The sequence below is a fragment of the Acidovorax sp. LjRoot204 genome, from assembly GCF_056175785.1.
Map to the genome: position 1 here is coordinate 1 of NZ_JBGFFF010000076.1, position 23,055 is coordinate 23,055.

Consider the following 23,055-nt stretch of genomic DNA (forward strand, 5'->3'; position numbering starts at 1 on the left):
GCCCGCACTGATTGCCCGCATGAACGCACAAGACTCTCAGCTGTTGATCGACATCCGGATCGGCTCGTCGGGCGACCTGCTGCAAAGCTTTGACCGGCGCGAACTCGACGCGGCCATGGTCCGCATGCATGCCGGGCGCAGCGATGGCGAAGTGCTGGCCGAAGAGCGATTTGGCTGGTTTGCCGCGCCTCACTGGCAGCACCGCGCTGGTTCCACCCTGCCGCTGGCCACCCTGGCAGAGCCCTGCGGTGTGCGTGCGATGGCTGGAAAACTGCTGGATGCAGCCGCCATCCCCTGGCGCGAGGTGTTTGTGGGCGGCGGCGTGGCGGCAGTGTCCGCAGCTGTTGTTGCAGGGCTGGGCGTAGCCGCACTGGCACCCCGCATGTTGCCCTGGGGCGCGGTGGACGTAGGTGCCCGGCTTGGGCTTCCTGCACTGCCAAGCCTGCCGGTGGTGCTTCACAGCCGAGCCCCGGATGGCCGACCCAGCGATGCCATTGCAGCACTGTCTGCCGCATTCAGAAGTGCGGTGCGCGGGTAGGGCGGGTCACGCCCGCCCTCGCTTACCCCCCGCACACGCAGGGCGCCCAGCGCGCCATCCGCACCTTTCGGTCAAAAACTTCTTGACGCGCGCCAGAACCCCCAGAAGATCAGGGCCTGTGCACCATCGTGCGCCCAAGGCGGCGGCTGCACACGGCCGCATCGATATCGCCAGAACGCCGCAGGGTGGCGGTGGCAACGTGTTGCGCCCCACGTTGCAAAAAGGTAAACGCTGGTTACCAGCCGCTCCTGCGTGCTCCGAAAAAGCGCATCATCCCGTATCACCTGCTGGAGGGTCCATCGCATGAATGTCCTGCAGAACCTGAGCATCAAGACGCGTCTTGGTATTGGATATGTTGTCCTGACCTGTGCACTGATCCTGGTCGCCATCATGGGTATCCGTGGCGAGTCCATGACACAGGAGAGCCTGGACAACCAGGTCAATCACCTGAACGTGATCAAAAGCCTGGGCAACCGGGTGCTGGATACAGCCAATGCGAGGGCCGTGTCTGCCCGCAACCTGGTGATCGCGGGCTCCAAGGAAGATGCCGACGCGGAAACACGTCGCATTGGAGTCGCACATGAAGGCATGGGCAAGGCACTCCAGGGAGTCGAAGATGCCCTCAAGGTCGGCCCGCCTGAAACCGCCCCCCTCAACAAGCTGCTGGCCCAGATCAAGAACACCGAAGCGGCCTATGGCCCCGTGGCGCTGGAGATCACCCGACTGGGGAGCCAAGGGGAAAAAGATGCGGCGATCAAGAAAATCAACGAGCAATGCCGCCCCCTGCTGACCAGGCTGGTGGCCGACATCGAAGCCTTCCTGGCCGAGAGCGACGCCATCAGCAAACGTGCCAGCCAGGAATCGATGCGCCAGTTTGAATCGCTGCGGCTACAGCTGGTCTTGCTCAGCGTGGCCATGGTGGTGTTTGCCTGCGTGCTGGGTGTGGCCACCACCCGCTCCATCGTCCGGCCCCTGAACGAGGCAAGCCAGGCGACGCGGGAGTTTGCGCGGGGCAACCTGGCCACCCCACTGGTGGCGCAGGGCAAGAACGAAATTGCTTCGGTAGTCACTTCGATGGAAGCCATGCGGCTGAGTCTTTCCAACCTGGTGGCAGGGGTGCGCCAGGGATCAGAAAGCGTATCGACCGCCAGCGCCGAGATCGCGCAAGGCAACCACAACCTGTCGATGCGCACGGAACAACAGGCTAGCGCGCTGCAGCAAACCGCTGCCTCCATGGAGCAACTGGGCTCCACCGTGAAGCAGAACGCAGACAACGCGATTCATGCCAACCGCCTGGCGCATTCAGCGTCGACCGTTGCGCAACAAGGCGGTGACGTGGTGGCCATGGTGGTGGCCACCATGAAGGACATCAACGACTCCAGCCGCAAGATCAATGACATCATCAGCGTGATCGACGGCATTGCATTCCAGACCAACATCCTGGCGCTGAACGCGGCCGTGGAGGCTGCCCGTGCCGGTGACCAGGGGCGGGGCTTTGCCGTGGTGGCCAGCGAGGTTCGCAACCTGGCCCAGCGCAGCGCGGCTGCGGCCAAGGAGATCAAGCAGTTGATCACGGAAAGTGTCGGCCGCGTGGAACACGGCACGGCTCTCGTGGACAAGGCCGGCCACACCATGACAGAGGTGGTTGCCAGCATACGCAACGTCACCCACCTCATGGGGGAGATCAGTGCTGCCAGCTCTGAGCAAAGCTCGGGGGTCACGCAGGTGAGCGAGGCCGTCACGCTGATGGACCAGGCCACGCAGCAGAATGCGGCCCTTGTGGAGGAGATGGCTGCTGCTGCATCCAGCCTGCGTGGGCAGGCCGATGACCTTGTGAGTGCTGTGGCGGTGTTTCGTATTCACGGCAGCGGATCGGCGCTGCTGATCAAGTAGCGTCCCCCATCCCCTGCCGCGCCATCCAACAGGGCGGGATCAATCTTGCACCGAGCCACGTGGTGAAACGGCTGGCTGCGGGCGCATGCCGGCCAGCAGATCATTCAGCGGCATGGCACGGGCAAACTTCCAACCCTGGGCCTGGCGCACACCCCGGGCAATCAGGAAGTCCACCTGGTCCTGAGTCTCGACGCCCTCGGCAATCAGTGCCAGCTTGAGCATGTGGGCCATTTCGATGATGTGGGTAGTCACCGGGCTGATGGCGGCTTGCGCGCCGATGCTGGCGATGAAGATGCGATCAATCTTGAGGGTGTCGATGTCGATGGACTCCAGCATGGACAGGCTGGAGTAACCCGTACCGAAGTCATCCAGCGCAATCGATGCACCGATCTGCCGCGCAGCCCGTAGCGCGGGCCGTGCAGCCTCGATGTCCACCAGCCCGCGCTCGGTAACCTCCAGCATGAGCGCGCCCGGCGGCATCTCCATGGCGCTGAAGCGCCGCTGCAGGTACTGCACGGGTCCGTCGGCCACCAGATCCTGGGGCGAGAGGTTCAAACTCACATGAAAACCCGGGCGTGCCTTGAGCATCTCGGGCAAGTCGGCCAGCACCACATCCATCACGTACCGCGTGATGTGCGCGATCACACCGGCCTTCTCCGCTTCTGCAATGAATTCATCCGGGGGCACCAGGGTGCCGTTGCGGCGACGCCAGCGCAGCAGAGCCTCCGCCCCCACCCACTGGCCGGTTTCCAGATCCACGATGGGCTGATAGAGCACGAAGAACTCGTGCCGGCGCAGGGCCGCCCGCAGTCTGACGCGTGGCGACAACTGCCACCGGGTGAGCATCGCCACGCCCAGCGCAAACAGGGCACTGGCCACCAGCCCCAGGGGTGCCAGGATCAGCGCCTGGGCCTTGAGCCCTTCGTGGGCCAGCGCCTTGGGAGCCGCCGCGACCGCCGCCACATTGTTTTCCTTCGACACCCGAAAGACGATGTAGTGGGTCTCGCTTTCAGCCACGTTGTTCACATGGGGCGTGTAGAGGTTCAGCCACCGGGTATCCAGCGGACCTTTGGACCGGATCAGCGCGCGGGGCGTGCTGATCAGAAGCCCCAGCGCGACATCCGCATGAAGCACAGGCATGTCAATCACGATGCCCGGGTGAATGATCACCGCATGGCCGTTGCGGGCGTAGATGTTGAAAGGCTGCTCCGGGGCAAAGGGCAGGCGGGCGCCAATCCAGGTGGAGATACCCGTCGAGGTGACCATGTGGTTGCCGGTGAGCGGTACCACCTCATTGCCCGCGGTGAGGGTACTGCAGACCAACGCTCCGTCCCTGACCGCCCCCATGCCCTGCAGATAGAACGAGGTGCCCACCAGCTGCTGCATGCGTGTGAGGCTGGCCTGGCTGCAAGCGGGGTGCGGATCTCCGTCCAGATCGTTGAGCGCCGCCACCAGCTGCTGGCGCGAGGCCACGCCGCGTCGCAGCACCTCGTCCGCCAACGAGGTCAGATAGGCGACCTGGTCTTCCTTGGCCTGGCGGTGGGCCACCCACAGGGATGCAGCAATGGGGATGAGCGCCGCCAGCAGCAGTGGGATGGAGGCAACGACATAGAAGCGTTTCATCGGACACGGCAGTGGGTGGGTAGTACACAGGCAGACAAGGGGCTGCCCCAGCGCGATGCCATCATGCACGAACAGCCCCCGCTGCTCCAGCGAGATTTCAACCGATGGCGCCCCTGTCGCCGGGCGCACARGCATCAGACCGTCCTATGATGCCGGTGACGGTTGGTGCCCTGGGCCGGGGCCCACGGCACTACACCCATCCCCATGGCCCCTGATCGGAACAAGGAGAGTGAACCCATGAGAGACCAGGCCTTTCGGAAACATGCATGGCTGCTATGCCTGCCATTGCTCGTGAGCACCCCGGCGGCACAGGCGCAGGACCAGTTGGTGGATTTGCAGTCCAGCGGCGGCTACACCTCCTACCGCCTCGCGTACGACGTGACCCAGGTGGATCTGGTGGAACAAACCCAGGGGGCCTGCCGCTTCAACCGCACCTGGGGCTACGACCTGACCAATCGCGAGCTGTGGACCAACGGTGGTTGCGGGGGACGTTTCAAGATCACACGCACCTATGCATCCGGTAGCAGCAGCGGCTCCAATGCCGGAGCAGCTGTGGCGGCCGTGGCGGCCATTGCCGGCATCGCGTTGCTGGCCAACCACAACCGGCACGACAACGACCGTCGCCCCGAGTACCCGGACTACCCCGGCCAGGGCGGGGACTGGGGGCGCGAGATCCGGGTGGACGGCCGCCTGTGCCTCGACGTGAGGGGTGGCAAATTCCAGCCCGGCACCACCCTGCAGGTGTACGAATGCAACGGGACAGCGTCCCAGCGTTTTGCGGTGGGGCGCGGCGGCGAGATCCGGGTGCGCGACCTGTGCGTGGACGTGGACCGTGGCGACCCACGGGACGGTGCACGGGTGGTGCTGTGGTCCTGCTCGGGCTCGCGTAGCCAGAGCTGGTCGACCCTGGGCGGGCAGATCGTGAGCCAGCTCACCGGCAAATGCCTGGATGTAGACGCAGGCCAGGTCCGCCCTGGGGCACACACCATGGTCTGGCCCTGCAACCGCAGCCCCAGCCAACGCTGGTGGTGGTAAGGAGGTCCCATGCAAACAACTCTTCACTGGATCTGTGCAGGCGCCTGCGCCCTGGTGCTGGCAACAACGACGCACGCGGCCAATGCGGCCGACACCTCCATATCGTCGCCCACCACGCCACCACGCCCTGCTAAGGCGCACAAACCGGTGGCGCCAACCCTCACCCACCGGCTGCAGGCCATCTGCTCGGCAGCCGATCTCAATCATGACGGCAACGTGTCGCTGGACGAGTTCCACCAGGACATCGTGCAGAGCTGGCACAGCCTGGGGCCCGATGCAGAGGGCTACGTCCATCTCTCCCAGCTGGGCCAATTGCCCCGCATCGGCAAAGGCCAACTGAGGCGGCTGGCGGCAGCCGACAAGGACGGGGACGGAAAGCTGTCGTTCAAGGAGGTGGTGCAGGCACGCATGGCCTACTTTGAGGCAGCGGATGTGGACCAGAACGACATGCTCTCGCTGCAGGAATGCATGGCCTATGAGCGCCAACGCAGGCGCCTGCCGCAGTAGGAGCCCTCGCTGGCCGGCGGTTTCAGTCCTCCAGCTATCTGAGACCTGGGCGACTCCCGGTGCGGGATGCCCGGAGCTGGTGCGCGTCGCCGCCACGCCTGCCTGGATAATCCACCGGCTCGCTGATAGCGAGATATGGCTCCGGGTCCACCCAGGGGCCGCGTCACCCCATCCAGGCATACCGCCGCCCCGTTTCGCTCTGTTTGTCCATCCCCCATGCCCCAGGCCTTTCGCAACACTTTCCTCACTCTGCGCGATCTGATTGTGTCAGCAGGCCCCCTCGCCTTCTTGGCGGTCGGGCTGCTGGTGCTGGCCTATTGGTGGCTCAACCCCAATCCCCCCAAGACGGTGACCCTGGCCACAGGCCCTGCCCAAAGTGCCTATGAGGAGTTTGGCAAGCGCTACCAGAAGGCGCTGGCGGCCGACGGCATTGATGTGGTTCTGCTGCCCAGCGAGGGCTCATCGCACAACCTGCAGCTTCTGCGCGACGGCCAGGCCGATGTCGCTTTTGTACAGGGTGGCACAGCCGAACTGCAACCCGATGATCCGGACAACCTGGTATCGCTGGGCAGCCTGTTTGTAGAGCCGCTGTGGCTGTTCTACCGCACCGATGCAGCAGAGCGCATGCACAACGCACCCCGGCTCGATGGCCTGCGGCAGCTACGCGGCTGGCGGGTCAATGTGGGGTCGGAGGGCAGCGGCGTGCCCACGCTGATCGAGCGGCTGCTGCAGGCCAACAAGGTGGAGCCCAGCGCAGTCAAGCTATCGCGCCTGGAACAGACGCCCGCGACGGTGGAGTTTTTGGCGGGGAGGCTCGACGCCTTGGTATTTGCCTCGGCGCCTGAATCCCTGATGGTGCAGATGCTGCTGCAAACGCCTGGCGTGCAGCTGCTGGATTTTGCGCAGCACGAGGCCTACGCACGGCGGTTTCCGTTTCTCACCCCCGTGACCTTGCCACGCGGGGTGGTGGACCTCGCGGCCAACGTGCCCCAGCGCGATGTTCGGCTCGTGGCCACCACCACGTCCCTGCTGGCGCGCGACGGCACRCACCCCGCCCTACTGACCCTGTTTGCCCAGAACGCACAAAAGCTGCACAGCGGCGCAGGCTGGTTCAACCGGGCGCGTGAGTTTCCCAACACGCGCGGCAGCGAGCTGCCGATTGCCAAGGAGGGCGACCGCGCCATGAACGAGCCGGTGCCCATGCTGCAACGCTACCTGCCGTTCTGGATGGCCAACCTGATTGAGCGCATGTGGCTGGTGCTGGGCATCTTGCTGGCCATCATGCTGCCGCTGTCGCGCATCGTGCCGCCGCTCTACCAGTTCCGCGTGCGGTCGCGGGTGTTTCGCTGGTATGGCCGCCTGCGCGAGATCGAAAACGACCTGGAAATGGGCAAAAGCGACCCCTCAACCCTGCTGCGCACCCTCGACGGACTGGAAGCCCAGGCCGAAAAGGTGAGCGTGCCTCTGTCGTACGCGGACGAGCTGTATGCCCTGCGCAACCACATCCACCTGGTGCGCAAAAAACTGCTGCGCGCGTCGGAAGGGGCTGGTGGATCTGCTGACCACAGCACGCCGGGCGAAGGGATGACGAACAATAGCGTGACGGAAACAGGGAGTGCAGCAGGAACTGGGCGTTGACCAGCTCTTCAGCGGCACAAGGCCGCTCGCGGCCTCAAGGTGGCACGCGCAGCGCGCGTGTCTGTGCGATCAGCGATTCTTGGGCGACTTGGCACCCGAAGCCGGGGCCAGGGGGGCGGATTTGGACAGCGGCGCCATTTTGGAGCCGAAGCCCGTACGGCCCTCGGACGACTTGCGATCTGCCCCGCCCGTTTCCGTAGAGCCCGAAGCGCGGACCGCAGGCTTGGCAGGCTTGGGCGGCTGGGCCGGCACCACGCGCAGCGAGCCTTCGGCCGCCAGCTTGTCGCGCATGCGGCGGGTCATGGATTGGGTGCTGGCATCCGGCGCAGTGAACAAAAACAGGGTGCCATGCGGGCTGGCCCAGGTCAGCTGGGTGCGCACCACCCGGCCATTGGTCACCAGCTCCACCCAGGCCCCGATGACAAAATCAGCGTAAGGGTCCGGGGTGTCCAGCGGCGCCTGGGCACTGTCCTGCGGTGCAGGAGCGGACGCCTCTGCCGATTCGGACGGCTCTGTCGCCTCCGGGGCCACTTCGGGCTCTCCCGCAGGGGCGGACACTGGGGCAGGAGCCGGTTTTTCAAAAGCGGCCTGGTGCAACGCCACAAGCCGCTGCAAGAATGCGCTGGTCTGCACCGCCGGGTAGTTGATGGTCTTGAGGCCCTTGCGCAGCTTGGCCAGCAGGCCGGGGATGGCTTCGTTGAGCCGGTCCGTCTCCTGGCGCGTGAGGTCAGGCTGCGCAGTCCACAGCAACACCGGAACCAGCGCCAGGTAACCGCTGGGGTCATCTTCCTGGCTATCGTCACTGCGCATCACCTGCGCCAGCGCCACTACGTCAGCCCAGGGGCCCGCCGCAAAATCCAGCACGTCCGACGGCACCTTGTCCACATCCRGCAGCTTGCGGATATCGGCTGCGATCTTCTCGGCCAGCAGTTCGCGCTGCTCCGCCTGCAATTTGGCTTTCTGCTCGGCCTCCTGCTGGGCCTTGATCTTTTGCTCCTGGGTGTCCCAGGCAGACTGCAGCGCCTTGAGCACGGTGTCGAACGGCCCCGCGTCCTTGACCTCATGGGCAGACAGGTGGCCCACAGCCTCGGTCACCAGTCGCATGAAGCGGCTGAAGCCAGGCTCTGTCTCGGCGGTGAATGCCAAGCTGCGCTGCGTAAGCTCGTCAAGCAGGCGGCGCGCAGGGTGGCTGCTGTCGGTAAAAAACCGGCCGTCGTGGTGCACCAATTGCTTGAGCGCAGGCTCCAGGCTCTTGACGGCCTGCTGCACAGGGGGCAGCAAACGGGCGTCCTGGGAGATGTTGGCCATCATGCGCCCCACCACCTCCACCGCCATGGCGGTGGACTGGGTAGCAGCCTCCATGGGCATGGCTGCATAGACCACCGGCGCAACGCCAGGCCCACGCCAGCCTGCGAGAGGCACGGGCAAAGAGCCCGCCTGGCTGACCGTGCCCCCACCGGCAAGACGGCCCACCAGGCGCTCCAGCTGCGCCATGTCTTCAATCGCTTCAGCGGCCGCACCCGACGGGTAGTAGCCCCCGGCCAACGATGACTGAGCGCTGGCGGCTCCCGCGCGGGGGTCCACCCAGCCCGGCTGACCCGCGCCGCTGGGCATGACCACCGCCTGTGCGGGCACGGCGCCGTAGACCGGAGGAGGGGCAAATGGATCACCGCCCGCCAACATCTGGCGCAGGATGCCGACCGTGAGCAATGCCTCTTCGGCAGCGTCCACGGGCACAGGCACCATGGCACCCTGCTGGGAGTCGCCGCTCCAGCCTGTGCTGGGACCCATACCACGCCCATAACCTGTGTTGCCATAGTCGCTCATGGGCGCGTTCATTGAGGGGCCGTACCCGGAATAACCGCCCCCGTAACCCGTACCGGGCCCGCCATAGCCAGACCCACCGTAACCGGTGCCTTGGCCGCGACCGCCGCCCGCAGGCGTGCCCAGCACTGCGTAGCCCACCGGCTGTACGCCATGCTCACGCAAGCTCTGGGCGGTTTTTTTGTATTCTTCGGCCAGCAGCTTCCCGAGCAGGTCGCGCATGTGCTGCATCCACAGCTGCCGTACCTCGGCCGAGACGCCGGTCTCACCCACCACCTGCTGCAATGCACGGATGTAGCTCTCGGGCCGCAGAGGGTTGCGCTCGGGTTGCACGCTGCGCAAACCTTGCGCAGCGCTCACCAGGGTGTTGAGTTCGGCCAGTACGGCGTCGGTAGCATGCAGCGCAGACTGCTGGGCCTTGGACAGTTCCACCTGGGCCTGCATCTCGCTTTCGTCCATGAGCGAAAGCTCGCCAAAGTCCATGCCGGTGTCATCGGCCGAACTGCGCCCCTTGGCGACCGCAGGGCCTTCGGCAAATATTTCCAGCAAGGCCATGGGATAGCCCTTGACCAGCGCAGCCTCGTGCTCGTTGAGCAGCCGCAGTGCATCACTGAACAAATTGCGCTGTTGGATGTTGCGGCTGGCCGACTCCTCGCTAGTCAAGGCACTTTGGGTGACCTTGACGAGCTGCCCCATCAAGGCCTCGCCACCGCGAACGGCGTTGACAACGCAGGCGCGGAAAACGGCTCTCAGACGCGATGCGGGCAGGGACATGGTGGGAGGGAGGAATCGGACAAGAGGTTTCCAGATGCAATCCTACTTGACCTCGGCCTTTATTTGAGGGCCTTGAAACGCATCCGCTTGGGCTTTGCACCTTCTTCACCCAGCCGCTTCTTCTTGTCGGCCTCGTACTCCTGGTAATTGCCGTCAAAGAACGTCCACTGGCTGTCACCTTCGGCGGCCAGAATGTGCGTGGCGATCCGGTCCAGGAACCAGCGATCGTGGCTGATAACCAACACTGTGCCCGCGTATTCGAGCAAAGCGTCTTCCAGCGCGCGCAGGGTTTCCACGTCCAGGTCGTTCGAAGGCTCGTCCAGCAGCAGCACGTTGCCGCCAGCAATCAGTGTCTTGGCCAAGTGCAGACGGCCACGCTCACCGCCCGACAGCATGCCCACCTTCTTTTGCTGGTCGCCACCGTTGAAGTTGAAGCGCCCTGCGTAAGCACGGCTGGCCATGGTGAACTTGCCGATGTTGATCATGTCCAGGCCGCCGGAGATGTCTTCCCACACGGTCTTGTCGTCCGACAGGGCATCGCGGTGCTGGTCCACAAAGGCCATCTTCACGGTCGAGCCGATCACCACCTCACCGCTGTCCGGCTGCTCGCGGCCCGCGATGAGCTTGAACAGGGTCGATTTACCGGCCCCGTTCGGACCGATGATGCCCACGATGGCACCCGCAGGGATAGTCATGGACAGGTTGTCGATGAGCAYRCGGTCGCCGAAAGACTTGGTGACGTTGTGGAACTCAATGACCTGGGTGCCCAGGCGCTCGGCCACAGGAATGAAGATTTCCTGCGTTTCGTTGCGCTTTTGGTATTCGTAGTCGCTCAGTTCCTCGAAACGGGCGATACGCGCCTTGCTCTTGGCCTGACGGCCCTTGGCGTTCTGGCGCACCCATTCCAGTTCCTTCTTCAGGGCCTTGGCGCGTGCCTCCTCACCCTTGTTTTCAGATTCCAGACGGGCCTGCTTCTGGTCCAGCCAGGTGCTGTAGTTGCCCTTGTAGGGGTGACCGTAGCCGCGGTCCAGTTCCAAAATCCACTCCGCCGCGTTATCGAGGAAGTAGCGATCGTGGGTGATGGCCACCACGGTGCCCGGAAAGCGGTGCAGAAACTGCTCCAGCCAGTCCACCGATTCAGCGTCCAAGTGGTTGGTGGGTTCGTCGAGCAGCAGCATGTCGGGCTTGGACAACAGCAGGCGGCACAGCGCAATGCGGCGCTTTTCGCCACCAGACAGCAGCCCGACCTTGGCGTCCCAAGGAGGCAGGCGCAGGGCATCGGCAGCGATTTCGAGCTGGTGCTCGGAGTCAGTCCCCGCCGTCGCAATGATGGCTTCCAGGCGAGCTTGTTCAGCGGCCAGTGCGTCAAAGTCTGCATCGGCCTCGGCGTAGGCGGCGTACACCTCTTCCAGCTTGGCCTTGGCGGCAAACACCTCGCCCATGGCCTCTTCCACGCTTTCGCGGACTGTGTGCTCCGAGTTGAGCTGAGGCTCCTGGGGCAGATAGCCGATCTTGATGCCGGGCATCGGAATGGCTTCGCCTTCGATTTCCTTGTCTACGCCGGCCATGATCTTGAGCAGCGTGGATTTGCCCGAGCCGTTCAGACCCAGCACACCAATCTTGGCGCCCGGGAAAAAGCTCAGGGAGATGTCCTTCAAGATCTGCCGCTTGGGCGGCACGGTCTTGGAGACGCGATTCATCGAATAAACGTATTGGGCCATGGAGGGTTCTAGCTTGCGAAAGTGGGCAGGAAGTCTGCATCCGAGCAGGTTCAGAGGGCCATTTGGAGCATTCCAAAAAGACGCCGAACGCGCTCTCAAACCCTAGATTATCGGTCCATGCGACAATACCCCCGTTGTGGGCTCCAGTTGCCCGCCACATCAGCACACTGCTGGGGACGAAGGAAGACACGCTTCCGGGCTCCCAATCCTGAACCTCATCAGCCTGAGACTGGCTCAGCAACCTCCCGGTTGCATGACAGGCGGATACCCAGCGCCCCGGACGGGCGCATCCAACGACATGACATTTGACGAACTGAACCTGGCTCCTGCCATCCTGAAGGCCGTGCACGAAACGGGCTATGAAACCCCCACGCCCATTCAGGCCCAGGCCATTCCCGCCGTTCTGGAAGGCCACGACCTTCTGGCCGGCGCGCAGACYGGCACCGGCAAGACCGCTGCSTTCACSCTGCCCATGCTGCACCGCCTCTCGCAAGGCACGGCACCCAAGAACAAGTTTGGCGGCAAGGGCATCCGCGCCCTGGTGCTGACCCCCACCCGTGAGCTCGCAGCCCAGGTCGAAGAATCGGTGCGCGAATACGGCAAGTACCTGGASMTCRACTCCACCGTGRTCTTCGGYGGYGTGGGCATGAACCCGCAGATCGACCGCATCAAGCGCGGCGTSGACATCCTSGTGGCCACCCCYGGCCGYCTGCTSGACCTGCAGCARCAGGGCWTSCTSGACCTSWSCAMSGTGCAGGTGCTGGTGCTTGACGAAGCCGACCGCATGCTCGACATGGGCTTCATCCAYGACGTGAAGAAGGTGCTGGCCCTGGTGCCCAAGGACAAGCAAAGCCTGCTGTTCTCGGCCACCTTCAGCGACGAGATCCGCGAGCTGGCCAACACCCTGCTCAAGAACCCGCARAGCATCCAGGTSACSCCGCGCAACACCACSGTGCAGCGYATYWCGCARGTGATCCACCCSGTGGGCCGCGGCAAGAAAAAGCAGGTGCTGCTGCACATCATCCAGCAACACAASTGGAGCCAGGTGCTSGTGTTCACGCGCACCAAGTTCGGCGCCAACARCGTGGCCGARTTCCTSACCAAGAACGGTGTGCAGGCCATGGCCTTGCACGGCAACAAGAGCCAGAGTGCCCGTACGCAGGCCTTGGCGGGCTTCAAGAGTGGCGAGATCCGTGCCCTGGTGGCCACCGACATCGCCGCACGTGGCATCGACATCGATGACCTGCCGCACGTCGTCAACTACGAAATCCCGAACGTCTCCGAAGACTACGTGCACCGCATCGGCCGCACSGGCCGCGCAGGCGCTACGGGCGAAGCCGTGAGCCTGGTCTGCATGGACGAAGAAGGTTTCATGATGGACATCGAGCGCTTTACCAAGCAGCAGATTCCTGTCCAGGTGATCGAAGGCTTTGGCCCAGAACCCGGCGAGAAGGCGGAACCCATCGCCATGGGCCGCCAGACCATCTGGGGCGGCGCAGGCAAGCCCCCGAGCCGTGATGTGATGCAGGCAGCCGCCAAGGCCGCCCGCAGCGAAATGATGGAGCGCATCCGCACCAACAAGGCAGGCCAGGGCGGCGGCCAAGGTGGGGAGCGCGGCCCCCGTGCAGGCAACGGTGGTGGCGGTGGTGGCCGTTCCGGTGGCGGAGCTCCACGCAACGCCCAGGGTCCAGCCGGCGGCGGCCGCGGAGGCCAGGGTGGTGGTCGGGGTGGTGCCCGTGACGGCGCCGCCCAGGCACCTGCGCGCAGCCGAGGCCCACGCCCCGAAGGCGGCGGTGGTCATCGCTACGATGACGCACAACCCCCCCGCGCCAATGCGCACCTGGGCACACACCTGGGTCACAGCAACCCAGGCCATCGCAGCTCGGGCCATGGTGCGGGCGGTCAGCCCGACCCCATGCGCACCAGCGTGGACAGCATGGCTGAACGCGGCCGCCGTGGCGGCGGTGGTGGTGGGTATCGCAACTCTGGAGGTGGCGGCTATGGTGGCGGATCAGGCACGGGTGGCGGTGGTGGCCGGGGCAACGGGCCTCGTGGGCCAGGCGGTCCTCGCGGCTCTTTTAACCGCTGATACGCGCAAAGCGCCCCCTGCCAACACCACGGACGCAGCGGGCGCCAGCATCCATGTGCTGCACGCCAAAGGGCGGCGTGCGCCAGCGCTGAACCATCCCCGCCTGCAACTGCACGCGGTGGATTTTGCGGCGATGCCCGCCTTGCCGCACGTCGATGATGTTTACATCACCCTGGGCACCACCATGGCTGCAGCCGGCAGCCAGAGCGCGTTCCGTGCGGTGGACTATGACGCCGTGATGGCCACGGCCCGCGCAGCGCGCGCGGCGGGCGCCACCCGCTGTGGCGTGGTCACCGCCATGGGGGCCAATGCGCAATCGCGCATCTTTTACAACCGCGTCAAAGGCGAGGTCGAGCGCGACCTTCAGCAGCTGGGTTTTGAGACGCTGGTCATTGCACGCCCATCCCTGCTGATGGGCGAACGCCGGGCGCTGCAACAGGCCCACCGGCCCGCGGAGTCCCTGTCGCTCAAACTGTTTCAGTGGCTGAACCCGGTCCTGCCCGCCAACTACCGTGCCCGCCCCGGGGCGGAGGTGGCCCGTGCGCTCGTCCGTGCCGTACAGTTGGGCCGACCCGGGCTGCAAGTGCTGTCCGGCCGCGCGCTGCAGGCCAGTTGATACAGGGAGCAGCCGTCGTGACCCCGCCTACGCTGTACGCCCTTCATGCGCCCCAACGAACTCCCCCAACCGCTGGACACCCTCATGGTGGCCACTTGCAATGTGCTCAACCTGGCCAATCCGGGACGCCTGTTCTACGAGAACCAGGACCCCTACAGCCAGACCGAGTTTGAACGCAAGATCACCTGGCTGGGCGAGCGCTTTCGGGCACTGAACGCCGATGTACTGGCGGTGCAGGAGGTCTGGGACGACGCGGCCTTCAAAGGGGCACTGGGTCGGGGTGGCTTGCGCTACGACTTTGTCGCCGTACCAGGGGCCGAGAACAACGACACCCAACAGGGCGCACAGGGAACGCCCCGTGTGGGCCTGGCCACGCGGCTTAAGGTCGAGGCATTGCAGTCCTTTGCCGACTTCCCACCGGGCTTTCAGGTGGATGTGCCTGGCATTGGCCAACACACGCGCTTCGAGCGCCCRCCCCTYSTGGCCACGYTGCGSATGAAGCATGGCCAAACCCTCAACGTCCTCACTGCCCACCTCAAATCCAAACGTCCCAAGTTTCTGCAGGATGCCCTAGGCCAGCCCACCGAGGACCGGGACGACCGCAAGGTGGTCGCACTGGCATCGCTGCGCTCGCTGATCATGCGCGGCGCCGAGGCCATGGCGCTGCGGTGCCTGGTGATCGACCTGCTGCACCGCACCAGCGTGCCCCTGGTGGTGCTGGGCGACTTCAACGACACCCCCGACAGCGTGACCACGCAATTGATCTGCGCCACCACCGATATTGCCTACGACCGGTCAGCCCGTGATGTGGCCCTGTTCAATGCGTACGACCTGCAGGGAGATTTCGCCTTGAAAAAGGACGTGGCCTACTCCCACATCCACCAGGGTGCGCCCTATGTGCTGGACCAGATCCTGGTCAGCGAGGAGTTCCTGCCCAATGGGCGCAACAGCGTGGGCGAYGTGCGCCGGGTSGACTAYTTCAACGACCACCTGCAYGARGGACGSGACCGCACGCGCTCGGACCACGGCTTTGTGCGCGCCTTGCTGCGCCTGAAACTACCCAGTTCTCCTCTGGCCCAGAGCGTCTCGCCGCCGCCGACCGACGTTAGCGCACCCAGCGACACCCCTCGCTGATCACTGCGGCAGCCCACGGCGCCACGGGTTTGCAACGGGATGTACGCTGACAAGGAGAGGCGGGTGCGCGCAGGTAACATCCACGTACAAAGCGCCCCACTCGCCCCACACCAGGGGCTCTCTCTGGCAGCCCACACCATGACCCAGCACAATTTCCTGCGCCGCAGCGCCGATACCGCCCCGCTTTCCCGTCCTGAACCACGGATTGCGCGCTGGGCCGCCCCGGCCACGCTGGCAGCACTGCTGCTGACAGCCTGCGGCAGCACCCCGCTGCCCCCTTGGCCATCCACCCCCACTGCCCAGCAGCGCAGCGCCCCCGCGCCACTGCCGCGCGTACAACAAGGTACGGTGGTACCCGCACCGCTGGGACAGCAGACGCCCTCGCAGCTGCCGCCACAACGGGCTGCCGTGGTGGCCAGCCCCCTGCCCCCGTCCGCGCCGCTCTTGGTGCGCGACGAGGCGCCCATGGCGCCGCCCTATGGCGATGCGGTGGCCGCGCGGTTCCCCAACCCTTCTGTGGTCTACAGCACACCCGGCCTGGGTGCCGACCGCAGGGCCTTCACCACCAATACCGAGCTGGGCCAATGGCTGCGCGGGCTGAGCGAAGGCGTGCCCCGTGGCGGCACACGCGCGCAGTTGCTGCAGATTGGCACCTCGCAACGCGGCGAGCCCATCCAGGGCCTGCTGCTTACCCGGGCCCCAGGCACAGACCCTGCCAGCCTGGACAAGAGCGGCCGCCCCACCGTTGTGCTGATCGGCCAGCAGCATGGCGACGAACCCGCAGGCAGTGAGGCACTGCTGGTCATCAGYCGTGAGCTGGCCCAGGGCCTGCTCGAGCCGCTGCTGGACCGCATCAACGTGGTGGTGGTGCCCCGCGCCAACCCCGATGGCGCCGAGGTGGGCACCCGCGTCACCGCCAACGGCGTGGACCTGAACCGCGACCACCTGTTGCTCAACACGCCCGAGGCCCGCGCCATTGCGCAGGTCATCAACGACTACCGCCCCATCCTGGTCGTGGACGCCCATGAATACACCGTGGTGGGTCGCTATCTGCAGAAGTTCAACGCCATCCAGCGCTACGACGCACTGCTGCAATACACCACCACTGCCAACTATCCGGAGTTCCTCACCAAGGCATCGCAGGAATGGTTTCACCAGCCCATGGTGTCGGCCCTCAAGGCCCAGGGCCTGACGAGCGACTGGTACTACACCACATCGACCAACCTGCAGGACAAGCGCATCTCCATGGGGGGCACCCAGCCCGACACGGGGCGCAACGTCCATGGCCTCAAGAACACGGTCAGCCTGCTGATCGAGACCCGTGGGGTGGGCATTGGCCGAATGCACATCCAGCGCCGCGTGCATGCCCAAGTCACCGCCATCACCAGCGCGCTGCGGACCACCGCCGAGCGGGCGGCCAACCTGGAGCAGGTACGCTCGTTCGTGGCCCGCGACGTCAGCGCCCTGGCCTGCCGCGACCAGGTGGTCATTGAAGCGGAGGCCACGCCCACCCAGCGCGACCTGGATTTTCTGGACCCCGAGACCGGCGCCGATCGCAGCATTCGCGTGGACTGGAACTCATCGCTGACGCTGCGCAACACCAAGGTGCGCGCGCGGCCCTGCGGCTATTGGCTGTCGGCAGACGCCAGCGGTGCAGTGGAACGCCTTCGCCAGCTGGGCATCCAGGTCATGCGGGTGGCAGAGCCAGGTTCTGTCCTGGCTGAGAGCTACCGCGAAACCGCACGCGAAACCGGCAACCGCCAGGACGTGATCGGCACCATTGCTGGTAGTGGCGACATCGTGCGCGTGCAAGTGTCTGCCGTACGCAGCGCCATTGATGCACCTGCTGGCAGCTTCTATGTGCCCCTGAACCAGCCGCGTGCCAATCTGGCCGTGGCAGCGCTGGAGCCCGACACGCAGAACAGCTACTTTGCCAACCACCTGATCCAGGACCTGAGCCAAAGCGCCCGCGTGATGGCCGTGCCATCTCTGGTGTTTGAAGAAACAGATTGATCCGTGCCTTGCGGCAGGTCGCTGCATGGCGTGAGGCTGAGGTCTGCGTTCTTGGCGGGGTCAGATGGGACGCTCCGTGAGGACGCCRCCCGGATGCTGCGCTGCGACTGTGGCTGCGGTCGCAATTTTGCTATCAATTCAATAGCTATTTAGGCATATTCTTCTGGCGCTACAGGCAGATTTCTTTCAAATCATGCCGATCCATGCAGTGGCGCAGGCCGCGTGGCGCGGGCCTGGCGGTCCCGGGCACGCTCCAGCACATGGCGTGCCATGGCCTGTGCCAAGGCATCTTCTGCCAGGAACACCTGGGCATGGCTGCATTCCTGCACCAGCCGCTGGGCCTCGTCCTCGTTGTGGCTGCGCACCACGATGTCGATGCCCGGGTTCAGGGTCTGCGCCGTCTCGATCATCTGGCGCACCTGCAGCGCGTCCGGGGTGGCCACCACCAGCATGGCGGCACGCGCAATGTGGGCCTGGATCAGCACGGCAGGCTCCACCGCGTCACCAAACACGGCGGCCACGCCATCGGCCCGCAAGGCTTCCACCAACTCCCGGTTCTGCTCCGCCACCACAAACGGAATATCGTTGGCCGCCAGCGTTGCCGCCACGCGCCGCCCTACCCGGCCGTACCCCACCAGAACCACCTGCCGCGCGAGGTAACGCGAATCGGTGCTGGTGGGCAGTTCGGCCAAAGGGTCATCCCGCTGCTCCAGCCGCCGCGCAAGCGCCGATCGGGCGCGCAGCCAGCCCTGCAACGGCGCAATGGCATGGAACAACAACGGGTTGAGCGCCATGGAGAACAGGGCCCCCGCCAATACCAAGCTGGCCCCCTCTGGCGGCAGCAGCCCCAACGAAGAACCCAGTGCGACCAGAATGAACGAGAACTCACCAATCTGCGCGAGGCTGGCCGATACGGTGAGCGCTGTGTTGAGCGGGTAACGGAACGCCAGCACCAGGCCCGCAGCGGCCACCGTCTTGCCCAGCATGATGATGGCGACCACTGCCAACACTTGCAGTGGGCGCTCCCACAAGACGGCGGGGTTGAAGAGCATGCCGACCGACACGAAAAAGAGTACGGCAAAGGCATCGCGCAAAGGCAGCGACTCATGCGCAGCGCGGTGGCTGAACTCGGACTCGCGCATCACCATGCCGGCAAAGAAGGCCCCGAGCGCAAACGATACGCCAAACAACGAAGCCGACCCGAACGCAATGCCCACCGCTGCGGCCACCACGCACAGCGTGAACAACTCACGCGAGCCTGTGCGAGCCACCTGCCATAACAGCCAGGGAAACAGCCGGCGCCCGACCAGCAGCATCAGCACCACAAACGCACCGACCTGCAGCAGGGTCCAACCCAGCGTGCGCCAGAGCTGCGCAGCATCCAGGTCGGCACCGGCGCCGCCTCCCATCCATCCCCCCAGCGGGGGTAGCAGCACCAGTACCAGCACCATGGCGAGATCCTCCACCACCAGCCAGCCCACTGCGATGCGTCCGGTGTAGCTGTCCAGAATCCCCAGGGTCTCCAGCGCACGCAACAGCACCACCGTGCTGGCCACCGACAGTGCCAGACCAAAAACCAGGGCACCACCCATGCCCCAGCCCCACCAAAGGGCCAACGCCATACCCAGCGACGTCGCCACGATCATCTGCACCACAGCACCCGGCACGGCAATCTTGCGCACGGCCAGCAGGTCTCCCCACGAAAAATGCAGGCCCACGCCAAACATCAGCAGCATCACACCGATCTCCGCCAGCTGGCTGGCCAGGGCTGCATCTGCGACAAAACCGGGAGTGAACGGGCCGATGGCCACCCCTGCCAGCAAGTACCCCACCAATGCTGGCAGCCGCAGACGGGCGGCCAGAAAGCCCAGCACCAACGCCAGGCCCAAGGCGGCAGCAATGGTGTGGATCAGCGTGACGCTGTGTGGCATGGGCAAATGCTCCGGTGAGGCGGGCAGTCAAGGGGGATGGCCCGGTTATAACCGCATCACCATCCTGGCAGCAAAATCGCCCCTGCGGCAGCGCCAAGAGCAGGGGCCAGGGCGGGTATGATTGGCGTCCTGCGTTGCGCAGATGCGGACACTCCGCAAGCCCGTCCGGCCACACAGCCGGCCAACATCCATCTGCCCGTAGCTCAACTGGATAGAGCAATAGCCTTCTAAGCTATAGGTCGGGGGTTCGAGTCCCTCCGGGCAGGCCAAAACAGACCTCCACACAGTCTCACAACCTCTCAGAACCCGCACGTTTCCTAGCGTTGCGGGTTTTTTGTTGTCTCAGACCATTTCACTGCGTACCATGACATACCAACAAAAAGTTGGTACTTCTGCCGGTATCTCTGCATACCAACTCAGCAGATACCAACAACAGGGGCACGCATGGCACTTACCGACACCTTTGTGAAGAACGTCAAGCCTGCTGGCTCTGCCACGGGCGAGAAGCACGCCGATGGGCAGGGCCTGTACCTGCACGTCAAACCGGCTGGTAAGTATTGGCGCATGAGCTACCGCCATCTGGGCAAGCAGAAAACGCTGGCGATTGGCGTGTACCCTGCAGTCTCTCTTGCCAAGGCCCGCAAGCGCCGTGACGACGCCCGCGAACTCCTGGCCGAAGGACTCGACCCCAGTGCAGCCAAGAAGGCCGAGAAGCTGGCAACCCGCGTAGCAGCAGCCAACACTTTTGAAGCCGTGGCCCGCGAGTTCCACGCCACCCAGGCCAGCGGCTGGAGCCCCCGCTATGCAGCGCGGTGGATCGAGCGCATGGAGAAAGACCTGTTCCCATACATCGGCAAGCTCACGCTACCCGCCATCACCGCGCCCGTGCTGCTGGACGCGCTGCGCAAGGTAGAGAAGCGCGGCGCCAACGAAACCGCCCACACCCTGCGGCAGACCGCCGGGCAGGTGTTCCGCTACGGCGTACAGACGGGACGCTGTGAGCGCAGCCCCGTGACGGACCTACACGGCGCCCTAAAGCCCGTGGTGGTCAAGCACATGGCTGCGGTACTGGAGCCTGCCAAGGCAGGCGAGCTGCTGCGTGCCATTGATGGCTACACCGGCCAGCCCATGACCAAGGCGGCGCTGGCGCTGTCTGCCCTGCTCTTTCAGCGCCCCGGCAACATCCGGCAGATGGAATGGGCGTGGGTTGACTTCGACAAAGCCCTGTTGACCATTCCATCCCAGGACATGAAGCGGCGGCTGGCGCAAAAAATCAACGGCAGGCCGCACTTTGTGCCCCTGGCCCCGCAGGCCATCGCCATCCTGAAAGAGCTGCAGCCCCTCACGGGCCACGGCCGCTACGTGTTCCCCAGCCTGCGCACGGGCGAGCGGGCCATGAGTGACAACACCATCAATGCAGCCTTGCGGCGCATGGGCTTTGCCTCCGACGAGATGAGCGCCCACGGGTTCCGGGCGATGGCGCGCACGCTGATGATTGAGCGCATCCACGGCATATCCGCCGATGTGATCGAAGCCCAACTGGCGCACGGCAAATCAGGGCCGCTGGGGGCTGCCTATGACCGCGCCGAGTTCATAGAGCAGCGGCGCAGGATGATGAAAGAGTGGGCGGACTATTTGGACAAGCTGCGAAAGGGGGCTGATGTGATCCCGCTGCAAGGCGCTGGATGATGTAACCCCGACCCATTCGCCAGCCCTAGGCTGATCCCCGAAAACCCGCTTCCCCTGGCGGGCTGGGCTGGCACCTTATTGGGGAGCGTGAGGGAACACGATGACAGTTTCGAAAATCGGTTCGTTATTTTTTATTCAAGGCCTTCTAGATTCACACTATGAACAGCTAAAAGATTATTGGGATGATATCTTTCTTGCATCCGATAGCCACCCATCGTTTCAGGAGGCCGAAGAAGCCATAGCCAATTATGTTGAGGGCGATTTCAAAAAAAGACAAACCCTGCATTTATCTCTGAAGAAATCCTTAGATAAGGAGGAATTTTCAGAAGATATACCAGAGCGCATTCTTAAAATTGCTGCTTGCAAACCCGTGGACTACAAGTTGAACGCAGCCGAAATTGAGATACGGCTAAGTCTACTTTTAGCGATGAGTTCAACAAGTGAGGCAAAGCTGGCGGTTGCGGGCAACAGTTTGAAAGGCAGCATCTCATGGTATGGGCAGGCCAGTTTTTGGATGGGCGTACATGTCGCGGCATTTTCAGCCCAACAAAGGGAGTGGGACCGATTGGACAAGGCTTCCGCCGCGCGTTTGAGAAATGATCCGAAGCAAGCCGCGAAGCAGAAAGTGAAGGAATGCTGGGACGCTTGGCAGAGCAAGCCAAGCCAGTACAAAAGCAAATCCGCTTTTGCTAGGGACATGTTGGATAAATTCCCGCATGAAGAAGGAGGTGAAGTCGGACTTGAAAGCCAGCGAGTAATCGAGCGCTGGTGCAAAGAGTGGGAATCTGAACTCAACAAGTAAAGTACGTACCGTGCTGGTTGAATACGTACTCTGCTGGCTGAATGCTGTATATCTAAAAGCACCGAAGAAGCACCATTACCCATCAATCACTTTTGGCGTATGCCAGAAAGGAAATGGGAAATGGAAACCACCATTCAACAAGCAGCAGAGTCTCAACTAGACCGCCTGCGCGCATTGGCAGACAAACTGGACTGCCTGACCGAAACGGACGTGATGCTTTTGGGGAAGCTGTCCCAAAGCACGGTGGAGGCATGGCGAAAGCGCGGGACCGGCCCCGCATACATCCTGCTGGGTAATCGCTACCTCTACCCACGCAAGGCCGTGGCGCAATATCTGGAAAGCGCCACCCGCACACGCAGCCATCAATCCGCCAAGGAGGTGCTGCAGTGATCCAAAGCAACACCCAAGGCGCTGCACCCTCCATATTCGACGCCCTGCCCGACAGCGCATTCATCCGCGAAGCGCAACTGGTGCAGAGCCCCAAGCGTCCCGACAGCCCGGCCCCCCTACCCTTCAGCGCGCCGACCCTGTGGCGCAAGGTGAAGGCGGGCACATTCCCCAAGCCGCACCGCCTGTCTGAGCGTGTGACGGCCTGGAAGGTGGGCGACGTGCGCGCATGGATCAACCAACACACCGCCGATGCGTAAGGGGGCACACCATGCACACCGACGCAACCAAACGGCAGGCACTGGCCGAGATTCTGGCCGCGCATCCGGGCACCGACACCACGGCGCAATGCACGCGCATCCGGGCAGCCCTGGCCCGCTTCGCACTGAGCACTTTTGAGGCTTCACGCTATCTGGACTGCTACGACCCGCGCGCACGGGTGATGCAACTGCGCCATGCCGGTGATGTGATCCGCACGCACTGGCAGACGGTAGAAACCGAAGGCGGTGGCAAGCACCGCGTGGGGCTATACGTGCTGGAACCCAAGGGGGGCAACCATGCAGAGCGCCATTGATGGATTCAGCTCCGCCATGGAGGCGGCGGGCCTGCCACCCCCGCCCACGATTGAGGCTGATGGAAGCCTGCACCGCTTCAACACCAGCGGCAAGCGTGGCGACGACTCGGGCTGGTATGTGCTGCACCCGGACGGCATCGCGGCGGGCGTGTTTGGCTGCTGGCGCAATGGCTTGTCACAGACCTGGAGCAGCAAGCCCGACACGGCGATGACCCAGGCCGAGCGCGACGCACACCGCCAGCGCATGAAGGCCATGAAGGCACAGCG

The 23,055-nt window shown here is 64.3% G+C and carries 18 protein-coding genes, 1 tRNA gene and 1 pseudogene; 16 read left to right on the forward strand and 4 right to left on the reverse strand.

Annotated elements, in window-relative coordinates; genetic code table 11:
• Both AC04MI_RS14425 and AC04MI_RS14430 read left to right on the forward strand, forming a co-directional pair.
• A partial coding sequence (locus tag AC04MI_RS14425; RefSeq protein ID WP_476498035.1) for a LysR substrate-binding domain-containing protein occupies positions 1-538 on the forward strand: 538 nt, incomplete at its 5' end.
• Positions 539-841: 303 nt separating this feature from the next.
• Entirely contained in the window at positions 842-2,431 is a 1,590-nt protein-coding gene (locus AC04MI_RS14430) for a methyl-accepting chemotaxis protein (RefSeq protein ID WP_116747357.1), read from the forward strand.
• A 39-nt stretch (positions 2,432-2,470) separates the two neighbouring features.
• Here AC04MI_RS14430 and AC04MI_RS14435 read toward each other — a convergent pair whose 3' ends face one another.
• Positions 2,471-4,054 (reverse strand): EAL domain-containing protein, encoded by a 1,584-nt coding sequence (locus AC04MI_RS14435; RefSeq protein WP_165836500.1) that lies wholly within the window; start codon positions 4,052-4,054, stop codon positions 2,471-2,473.
• A 237-nt stretch (positions 4,055-4,291) separates the two neighbouring features.
• On the opposite strand from AC04MI_RS14435, the gene AC04MI_RS14440 reads away from it, so the two are divergent.
• From AC04MI_RS14440 to AC04MI_RS14450, 3 genes are all read left to right on the forward strand, one after another.
• The gene (locus AC04MI_RS14440) at positions 4,292-5,089 is read left to right on the forward strand and encodes a lectin (protein ID WP_436077019.1); all 798 of its coding nucleotides are present in this window, start codon (positions 4,292-4,294) and stop codon (positions 5,087-5,089) included.
• A gap of 9 nt (positions 5,090-5,098) precedes the next feature.
• The gene (locus AC04MI_RS14445) at positions 5,099-5,596 is read left to right on the forward strand and encodes an EF-hand domain-containing protein (RefSeq protein WP_116747359.1); all 498 of its coding nucleotides are present in this window, start codon (positions 5,099-5,101) and stop codon (positions 5,594-5,596) included.
• A 216-nt stretch (positions 5,597-5,812) separates the two neighbouring features.
• Entirely contained in the window at positions 5,813-7,234 is a 1,422-nt protein-coding gene (locus tag AC04MI_RS14450; RefSeq protein WP_056064112.1) for a TAXI family TRAP transporter solute-binding subunit, read from the forward strand.
• A gap of 69 nt (positions 7,235-7,303) precedes the next feature.
• On the opposite strand, the gene AC04MI_RS14455 is transcribed toward AC04MI_RS14450, so the two are convergent.
• Both AC04MI_RS14455 and ettA read right to left on the reverse strand, forming a co-directional pair.
• The gene (locus tag AC04MI_RS14455) at positions 7,304-9,832 is read right to left on the reverse strand and encodes a DUF1631 family protein (RefSeq protein WP_476498036.1); all 2,529 of its coding nucleotides are present in this window, start codon (positions 9,830-9,832) and stop codon (positions 7,304-7,306) included.
• A gap of 59 nt (positions 9,833-9,891) precedes the next feature.
• Positions 9,892-11,553 carry an energy-dependent translational throttle protein EttA gene (gene ettA / locus AC04MI_RS14460; protein WP_476498037.1) on the reverse strand — a complete coding sequence of 554 codons (1,662 nt, stop codon included), beginning with the start codon at positions 11,551-11,553 and terminating at the stop codon, positions 9,892-9,894.
• Positions 11,554-11,851: 298 nt separating this feature from the next.
• On the opposite strand from ettA, the gene AC04MI_RS14465 reads away from it, so the two are divergent.
• The 4 genes from AC04MI_RS14465 (at position 11,852) to AC04MI_RS14480 (ending at position 17,405) form a co-directional block, all read left to right on the forward strand.
• Positions 11,852-13,642, forward strand: coding sequence for a DEAD/DEAH box helicase (locus tag AC04MI_RS14465; RefSeq protein WP_476498038.1), 1,791 nt, complete (start codon positions 11,852-11,854; stop codon positions 13,640-13,642).
• On the forward strand, positions 13,554-14,258 hold the full coding sequence (locus AC04MI_RS14470) for a Rossmann-fold NAD(P)-binding domain-containing protein (RefSeq protein WP_395453976.1): 705 nt from the start codon (positions 13,554-13,556) through the stop codon (positions 14,256-14,258). The genes AC04MI_RS14465 and AC04MI_RS14470 overlap by 89 nt, the downstream gene beginning before the upstream one ends.
• Before the next feature lie 45 nt (positions 14,259-14,303).
• Positions 14,304-15,392, forward strand: coding sequence for an endonuclease/exonuclease/phosphatase family protein (locus AC04MI_RS14475; protein ID WP_476498039.1), 1,089 nt, complete (start codon positions 14,304-14,306; stop codon positions 15,390-15,392).
• 138 nt (positions 15,393-15,530) lie between these two features.
• Entirely contained in the window at positions 15,531-17,405 is a 1,875-nt protein-coding gene (locus tag AC04MI_RS14480) for a M14 family metallopeptidase (RefSeq protein WP_436077016.1), read from the forward strand.
• Between the two features lie 191 nt (positions 17,406-17,596).
• Here AC04MI_RS14480 and AC04MI_RS14485 read toward each other — a convergent pair whose 3' ends face one another.
• Positions 17,597-19,336, reverse strand: a complete 1,740-nt coding sequence (locus AC04MI_RS14485; protein WP_436077015.1) for a cation:proton antiporter domain-containing protein — start codon at positions 19,334-19,336, stop codon at positions 17,597-17,599.
• Between the two features lie 192 nt (positions 19,337-19,528).
• Here AC04MI_RS14485 and AC04MI_RS14490 point away from each other — a divergent pair.
• From AC04MI_RS14490 to AC04MI_RS14520, 7 genes and pseudogenes are all read left to right on the forward strand, one after another.
• A tRNA-Arg gene (locus tag AC04MI_RS14490) sits at positions 19,529-19,605 on the forward strand.
• 175 nt (positions 19,606-19,780) lie between these two features.
• Positions 19,781-21,025 carry a tyrosine-type recombinase/integrase gene (locus tag AC04MI_RS14495; protein ID WP_436077014.1) on the forward strand — a complete coding sequence of 415 codons (1,245 nt, stop codon included), beginning with the start codon at positions 19,781-19,783 and terminating at the stop codon, positions 21,023-21,025.
• Positions 21,026-21,125: 100 nt separating this feature from the next.
• The gene (locus AC04MI_RS14500) at positions 21,126-21,827 is read left to right on the forward strand and encodes a hypothetical protein (protein WP_436077013.1); all 702 of its coding nucleotides are present in this window, start codon (positions 21,126-21,128) and stop codon (positions 21,825-21,827) included.
• 120 nt (positions 21,828-21,947) lie between these two features.
• The gene (locus tag AC04MI_RS14505) at positions 21,948-22,217 is read left to right on the forward strand and encodes a helix-turn-helix transcriptional regulator (protein ID WP_436077012.1); all 270 of its coding nucleotides are present in this window, start codon (positions 21,948-21,950) and stop codon (positions 22,215-22,217) included.
• Positions 22,214-22,474 carry a helix-turn-helix transcriptional regulator gene (locus AC04MI_RS14510; RefSeq protein ID WP_436077011.1) on the forward strand — a complete coding sequence of 87 codons (261 nt, stop codon included), beginning with the start codon at positions 22,214-22,216 and terminating at the stop codon, positions 22,472-22,474. Before AC04MI_RS14505 ends, AC04MI_RS14510 begins: the two co-directional genes overlap by 4 nt.
• Before the next feature lie 11 nt (positions 22,475-22,485).
• Positions 22,486-22,788, forward strand: a complete 303-nt coding sequence (locus tag AC04MI_RS14515; RefSeq protein ID WP_436077010.1) for a helix-turn-helix domain-containing protein — start codon at positions 22,486-22,488, stop codon at positions 22,786-22,788.
• Positions 22,772-23,055 (forward strand): annotated as a pseudogene (locus tag AC04MI_RS14520) (toprim domain-containing protein); the annotation flags it as partial. The gene AC04MI_RS14515 and the pseudogene AC04MI_RS14520, both read left to right, overlap by 17 nt.

What these genes read in the sequence shown, in the direction of transcription:
- AC04MI_RS14515 (WP_436077010.1), top strand. Translation starts at nt 22,486, where the DNA reads ATGCACACCGACGCAACCAAACGGCAGGCACTGGCCGAGATTCTGGCC.
- AC04MI_RS14505 (WP_436077012.1), top strand. Translation starts at nt 21,948, where the DNA reads ATGGAAACCACCATTCAACAAGCAGCAGAGTCTCAACTAGACCGCCTG.
- AC04MI_RS14435 (WP_165836500.1), bottom strand. Translation starts at nt 4,054, where the DNA reads ATGAAACGCTTCTATGTCGTTGCCTCCATCCCACTGCTGCTGGCGGCG.
- AC04MI_RS14500 (WP_436077013.1), top strand. Translation starts at nt 21,126, where the DNA reads ATGACAGTTTCGAAAATCGGTTCGTTATTTTTTATTCAAGGCCTTCTA.
- AC04MI_RS14495 (WP_436077014.1), top strand. Translation starts at nt 19,781, where the DNA reads ATGGCACTTACCGACACCTTTGTGAAGAACGTCAAGCCTGCTGGCTCT.
- AC04MI_RS14440 (WP_436077019.1), top strand. Translation starts at nt 4,292, where the DNA reads ATGAGAGACCAGGCCTTTCGGAAACATGCATGGCTGCTATGCCTGCCA.
- AC04MI_RS14445 (WP_116747359.1), top strand. Translation starts at nt 5,099, where the DNA reads ATGCAAACAACTCTTCACTGGATCTGTGCAGGCGCCTGCGCCCTGGTG.
- AC04MI_RS14485 (WP_436077015.1), bottom strand. Translation starts at nt 19,336, where the DNA reads ATGCCACACAGCGTCACGCTGATCCACACCATTGCTGCCGCCTTGGGC.
- AC04MI_RS14430 (WP_116747357.1), top strand. Translation starts at nt 842, where the DNA reads ATGAATGTCCTGCAGAACCTGAGCATCAAGACGCGTCTTGGTATTGGA.
- AC04MI_RS14470 (WP_395453976.1), top strand. Translation starts at nt 13,554, where the DNA reads ATGGTGGCGGATCAGGCACGGGTGGCGGTGGTGGCCGGGGCAACGGGC.